7 protein-coding genes are annotated in these 6,000 nt (G+C 41.5%); 6 read left to right on the top strand and 1 reads right to left on the bottom strand.

The features are described from left to right. The first annotated feature begins 262 nt into the window (after window positions 1–262). Both H9653_RS08020 and H9653_RS08015 read left to right on the top strand, forming a co-directional pair. Window positions 263–904, top strand: coding sequence for a MarC family protein (locus H9653_RS08020; protein ID WP_082894251.1), 642 nt, complete (start codon window positions 263–265; stop codon window positions 902–904). A gap of 335 nt (window positions 905–1,239) precedes the next feature. Then, window positions 1,240–2,622, top strand: coding sequence for an NAD(P)/FAD-dependent oxidoreductase (locus H9653_RS08015; RefSeq protein ID WP_318242160.1), 1,383 nt, complete (start codon window positions 1,240–1,242; stop codon window positions 2,620–2,622). Window positions 2,623–2,708: 86 nt separating this feature from the next. Here H9653_RS08015 and H9653_RS08010 read toward each other — a convergent pair whose 3' ends face one another. Next, entirely contained in the window at window positions 2,709–3,311 is a 603-nt protein-coding gene (locus H9653_RS08010) for a LysE/ArgO family amino acid transporter (protein ID WP_191691738.1), read from the bottom strand. Between H9653_RS08010 and H9653_RS08005 the strand changes: the two genes are divergently transcribed. From H9653_RS08005 to H9653_RS07990, 4 genes are all read left to right on the top strand, one after another. Beyond that, window positions 3,310–3,501 carry a hypothetical protein gene (locus tag H9653_RS08005; RefSeq protein WP_068404133.1) on the top strand — a complete coding sequence of 64 codons (192 nt, stop codon included), beginning with the start codon at window positions 3,310–3,312 and terminating at the stop codon, window positions 3,499–3,501. The genes H9653_RS08010 and H9653_RS08005 overlap by 2 nt on opposite strands. Window positions 3,502–3,504: 3 nt before the next feature. After that, window positions 3,505–4,275, top strand: coding sequence for a hypothetical protein (locus H9653_RS08000; RefSeq protein WP_225211666.1), 771 nt, complete (start codon window positions 3,505–3,507; stop codon window positions 4,273–4,275). 349 nt (window positions 4,276–4,624) lie between these two features. Beyond that, on the top strand, window positions 4,625–5,278 hold the full coding sequence (locus H9653_RS07995) for a hypothetical protein (RefSeq protein ID WP_191691736.1): 654 nt from the start codon (window positions 4,625–4,627) through the stop codon (window positions 5,276–5,278). A 71-nt stretch (window positions 5,279–5,349) separates the two neighbouring features. Further along, entirely contained in the window at window positions 5,350–5,907 is a 558-nt protein-coding gene (locus H9653_RS07990; RefSeq protein ID WP_191691734.1) for a hypothetical protein, read from the top strand. The last annotated feature ends 93 nt before the right edge of the window (window positions 5,908–6,000 follow it).

The raw sequence follows: 6,000 nt of genomic DNA, 5'->3' as shown, positions 1-6,000 counted from the left end.
ACAATGAAGCAGAAAGAAAACGTCAAACCTATCTAATAGTCAATATTGGCTAGGTTTGAGTAAGATTTTTGGAACGGCAGATTTGTACGGATATGCTATTGAATTGGTAAGGACGAGACATTAAGCGAAGTTAATGATTTAATAGGCTTATCTGGCTATGCTACAATGCCGCTGCTACCGATTATAAGGTCGTCTTTGCCTGTACTTGTGCATAGCGACCTTATCTTTTGTCCGATTTGACCAATAGATAAGCGAGCGCTCAGTGGATACTGAAATTATCAAGATAATCTTAGCCTTTATGGTACTGATTAATCCCTTTGGCGCCTTGACGTTGTTTTTGGATTCAACTCACGGCTATTCGCTAAATAATCGCCGTAAAGTGGCGCGCATCGCTTGTTTGACGATTTTTATCACCATCAGCTTTTTTACCTTAGCAGGCGAGACGTTACTTAAATTGCTTGGTATCTCGATTGGTTCGTTCCAGTTGGCAGGTGGTATCTTGGTATTTTTAATCGCCCTAAATATGATGAATGGCGAAGGTAACCCGGTTAAGCCCGATCAAGAAAACTTTGATGTTGACCATTTGCAAGGTGCGCCGCCAACGATGGCTGCTGCCGTAGTTCCGATTGCCATTCCCATGATGATTGGACCTGGCGGTATCTCGACGGTGATTATCTATTCATCACAGGTCACCGGTATTTTGCAAGTCTCTGCGATTTTGATTGCTGGTTTATTTATCAGCTTATTTTGTTATGTGGCGCTAATGGCTGCCGGTCGTATCAGTCGTTTATTGGGCGATACTGGACTTAATATCATGAGTCGTATTATGGGTATGTTGCTCGCAGCAGTTTCTATCGAGATTATCGTTAACGGCCTACGTACCTTATTTCCTGACTTAGTGTAATTGTCACCTTGCTTTTCTGCCACTTACTTCTCTAGTGGTTCTTACCTGTCTTTTTTACGCTCTTCTCTTTTAAAATATAACTGTATCCTTTTAGACCGTGTAAAAAAACATGGTCTTTTTATTATTGGGCCAAAGGCTAAAACTTCCTAAAGCAGACAAAACTGCCTAGTTGCTGAAAAATACTAAGACCTATCCTAAAAGGTTGTTTAGTAACACCTTTTTATATCTTGCTAATGCTTGTACCAATTTCAATTAATCACCAAAAGTCTGCATTAAAACCGTTATCCATACAAATATGTTATGATAGGAGCACAACAATATTATAGGAGTCAGTTTTGAGTAAGAAAAGAATGGCAATTTTAGGTGCAGGTCCAAGTGGTTTGGCACAGTTACGTGCCTTTGAAGCGGCTCGTTTAGCCGGGGTAAAAAACTTACCTGAAATCGTATGTTATGAAAAGCAAAACGCCATTGGTGGTATGTGGAATTACAGTTGGCGTACTGGTTTAGATAGAAACGGCGAACCTGTTCACGGCAGTATGTACCGCTATTTATGGTCAAATGGCCCCAAAGAATGCTTAGAATTTGCCGATTATTCGTTTGATGAGCATTTTGGTGAAGCCATCCCATCGTACCCGCCGCGTGAAGTCCTAAAAGATTACATCATGGGCCGTATCGATAAACAAGATATTCAAAAATATATTCGCTTTGAATGCCCCGTGCGCTGGGTGTCGTTTGATGATGAAACGCAAAAATTCACTGTGACGGTAATGAATCATAAAACCGATGAGCAAGAAGTCGAAGAGTTTGATTATGTCGTGGTAGCAACGGGTCATTTCTCAACGCCAAATATGCCGTATTTTGAAGGTTTAGAAGCCTTTCCAGGTCGTATCTTGCACGCGCATGATTTCCGCGATGCCTTAGAATTTAAAGATGAAGATATCTTATTAGTAGGTAGTAGCTATTCTGCCGAAGATATTGGCACCCAGTGCTACAAATATGGCACCAAATCCGTGACCATCAGTTATCGTAGTAAACCGCTCGGTTATGAGTGGCCAGAGGGCATTAAAGAAGTGCCATTGGTGACGCATTTTGAAGATGATGTCGCGCACTTTGCCGATGGTACGAGCCAAAAGTTTGACGCTATTATCATGTGTACCGGTTATTTATTCCATTTCCCGTTTATGCCAGATGAGCTACGTTTGCAGACGCACAATTGCTTGTATCCAGCCAACTTATACAAAGGTATCTTTTGGCAGCCAAATCCAAAGCTGATTTATTTGGGCATGCAAGACCAGTATTTCACCTTTAATATGTTTGATGCGCAAGCGTGGTATGCACGTGATGTGATAATGGGTGATATCGAATTGCCCGATTTGGCAGCACGTGAAGAAGATGAGCAAAAATGGCTCGCAACGTATGCCAAATGCGTGACGGTCAGTGATTCAATCGACTTTCAGGCCGCTTATATTCGCGATTTGACCAATGCTACCGATTATCCAGAATTTGCCGTTGAAAAACAGGGCGAGATTTTAAAAGAATGGCAAAAGGACAAAGCCGAGAACATCATGACCTTTCGAGAAAAGGCCTATCGTTCTACTTTGACAGGAACGATGTCACCTGAATTGCCAGAACCTTGGTTGGATATTCTCGATGATTCGCTTGAGCACTTTTTAAACTTAACCTTTGTTAAACCTAAAAAGCGCAAAAAAGTGTCATAAATGCTCGATGCGATAAATAAAAGACCAAATACGTTTTAAGCGTATTTGGTCTTTTCGTTTTTAGCGTTAATAAACTAAACAAGCTGTTAGGTTTGGTATAAATGCCAAGCCAAATACAGCATTAAGAACCCGACCAAAGCATCCAATATATTCCAAGCTTTTGGTTTGGCAAATAAAGGTCTGAGCAGGCGCGCGCCATAGCCCAAAGCAAAAAAGAAAAAGAATGACGCACTGACCGCACCGACTGCAAAAGCCAATTTACTACTGGCACCGGTTGAAACCATGCCGACCAGCACCAATGTATCTAGATAGACGTGCGGGTTAAGCCAAGTAAAGCCAAAGCATAATAACAGGGCTTTTTTTAAACTGGTGACCACTTGACCATCGACGGTGAGTGCATGCGATAGGCGTACGCTGGCATATAAGCTTTGCAGTCCATAGCCTAATAAGAAAATAACGCCAGCAATTTTAGCGATGTTCACAACTTGCGGATATTGCGCCGTGACCGCGCCAAAGCCCGCTACACCAGCAGAAATTAAAATCGCGTCACTGACGGCGCAAAATAGGCAGACGAAAAATATATGCTCGTGTTTCAGACCTTGTTTGAGGACAAAGGCGTTTTGTGAACCAATGGCGATAATCAAGGATAAACCAAGCAAAAAACCCGCGCTATAATCGGTGAAATTCATGATGATTGGCTTATCCTTTAACAATCAAAACGGTGACTTTTACTTACTGGCAGCGCCCGAAAAAGCTGTTAAGATAAGGGATAAAATGATCGAATGCAATGTGTTTGCTGCAATAGCTGCTACCAAGTCATCAGTACTATTCAGCAATATCAGTCAGCAATTAATAAAGAATAAGCGAGGAGCAGGGTAGGTCATGGTCATAAGTCTGACAAGAATGCTACAGTCGTTTGGGCAAGCCCAAGATGACCTACCAACCATCGCTGCCAAAAATGCTCAGCAAGCTGCCGCTAAAGAAGTTTCTAATAATGCAAATAAGCATGGCAATAGTAGCGATAACCAAGAAAGCATGGATACTTCGGCTGTGAATTCTTCGCTTAGCGAGCCGCAGCGTAGCGAGCGTATTTGTGATGCTTTAGCGCAAGTAAATGATATCCGCACGCCGACGCCATTGACTGATCGCTATCTGGCCAATCGTGCCCAAATGCGCCCGACCAATAGACCTCCTTTTGACCCAGATACCTTATGGTATCTTAAACATGGACGCTGTCCGATTATGACTGAGCTTGTTGATGTGGTCGATGCAGCCACCCTAAATGCCATGCCGATTGAAGCGGTCGCCATCTTAGACCGGATTAATAGTAAGCTAAAGCGCTACCGTGAGTGGAGTAGCGAGCTCAACGCTGAGCAACAGCAGCAACACAATGAGCGCCAGTTTGTTATTGATAAGTTAGTGTCCGAAAGTATCCCTGAAGCGCTACATCACTATGAGCAGCTGCAACGCTTTAGCCCGCACCGCACAAAGAACAATGTCGTGCAAGGGAAAATGACCGCCGGCGATATGCTCACGGATTTGTTTTTAGACATTGATTACGAGCTTGACGAGTTATTAGATGAGTTACATCAAACGGTGATGAATCGTCTTGCGTCCACCCATCGTTATGTCAAAAGCCGTACGCAAAGCTAACTTAAATTTAACGAGGATTATTTAAAAGTCGTTAGTATTGGCATTGTGAGTTCAGTATAAAAATGATACAGAGACACTGGAATGAATTTTTCGCAGCCTCTGTCGGCGCAGGCAGAGCAAGCTAGAAAAGTTTATTCCAGTGTCGCGTAAAAATTTCATGTTTCTGTTTTGTTTGAAAATAACTATAAACACAATCGGCGCAATACATAACAATATAAGGCTTTAATACAGCCTTATTTTTTTGTTTAATAATAATGATTAAGTATTATCAAAAATAACAATAGATTTGCCAACCGCGTCTGCCAAATATTTTTGCTAAGTATTTCTACTAAACAACAAGGATACCCAAATGACCCAACTGACTGCGATGTTCGTGATGTTCGTTTTATATGGCGTGCTGCCAGCAGCTGGGTTGTACCTTGGATATCGTGGTATCAAAAAAGTCACGGCGCCCAAAATGCTTGAGTATAAAGCGATGCCGCAATTGGGTTATATCCCTGAAAAAAGCTTGCCAGTTGAAGTCAAAACAGCGCTGGATCAAATCAATGATAAGGGCGAGAAGCTGCGGGTTATTTATGGCGATACCAATAACGATGGCAAAATTGACGATAAAGATACTGTCAACGAAACCTATGTCATGATACAAAACCTGATGGATAGGCATGTGCCACTGGCGGTAGCGGATTATCGCCGCTTGCATGACTTAGATGTCGGGAACGGCGCCCTTGCTGATACCACGAAAATTAAGCATTCTGATGTCACCGGTAAAGAGGCGCTATTAGAAGTGCTTAGGACGATTAATAGCCAGTTTGATGACTTGCTGAATGCGTCCTATCATCAAGATGGACAAAAGCTACTGGCGACCAATCGATATTTGCAGCAGCGTTTTAATAATCCAACTAGCAATTCTAGACTACAAAAAATCGATAATAGCGCTGTTGAAGTCCAAGCAATTGAAAATTCAGCTGGTAAAGAAACTGATATAGAAAATATTAAGCTATAAATGAGAGATGATAATAACATCTCAAGTTGAAATGTTTATGCTGAAATAAGTCGAAAGAAGAGTAAAGTGACATGAGTATATTAATAGGCGTTGGTGTGGTTACCACTGTCGGCGTCTTTTATTTGGGTCGAAAGGGCTGGCACGCATTGCATAAAATGGTCGGTATTACTCCAGGCGTGCTGATTTATCAAGATAGTAATGCGCCCCTGTTGTTAACTTCTCTCAATTGGCAACAGCTAGATTTAAATAAAAAATATCTAGAAGTCTTATCAGATAAGCAGCTACGACAATTACAGAATATTGATAAGAAAGTAGCCAATTATCACAACTACCAAAACGAGTTAGAAGCGCAAAATTTAACTTCAGCTATTAACGAGCAGCAATTTGTCTTACATAAAATGCTGCATATCCGCTTACCCGAAATGTTAGCCAGTCATTATCATTTAGCAAATATCAATGTAAGCAATCATACTAAAAATGGAAAGAAGCAGACTGAGGCGAGTAGGCTATTACAAGAGGTATTGGACAGCATCGAGCAGCGTTTAGATGGGTTGTTAGAGCGAATGGAAGAGCAACACCTACAAGAATTAAGAGTGATGAAAAATTATATTCATAGTCATGACGACTGATTTCTAAGTTAGGGATATTCTTAAAAAGTGCATAAAAATGCATAAAAAAAGCGGTCAATGAACCAGTCATTGACCGCTTTTTTATCAGCTAGG

This window comes from Psychrobacter communis, assembly GCF_014836505.1.
Taxonomy (GTDB): domain Bacteria; phylum Pseudomonadota; class Gammaproteobacteria; order Pseudomonadales; family Moraxellaceae; genus Psychrobacter; species Psychrobacter faecalis.
Note: the sequence above shows the minus strand (reverse complement) of the source record. Positions and strands in the feature narration are given on the sequence as shown.

What these genes read in the sequence shown, in the direction of transcription:
- H9653_RS08005 (WP_068404133.1), top strand. Translation starts at nt 3,310, where the DNA reads ATGATGATTGGCTTATCCTTTAACAATCAAAACGGTGACTTTTACTTA.
- H9653_RS08010 (WP_191691738.1), bottom strand. Translation starts at nt 3,311, where the DNA reads ATGAATTTCACCGATTATAGCGCGGGTTTTTTGCTTGGTTTATCCTTG.
- H9653_RS08000 (WP_225211666.1), top strand. Translation starts at nt 3,505, where the DNA reads ATGGTCATAAGTCTGACAAGAATGCTACAGTCGTTTGGGCAAGCCCAA.
- H9653_RS07995 (WP_191691736.1), top strand. Translation starts at nt 4,625, where the DNA reads ATGACCCAACTGACTGCGATGTTCGTGATGTTCGTTTTATATGGCGTG.
- H9653_RS07990 (WP_191691734.1), top strand. Translation starts at nt 5,350, where the DNA reads ATGAGTATATTAATAGGCGTTGGTGTGGTTACCACTGTCGGCGTCTTT.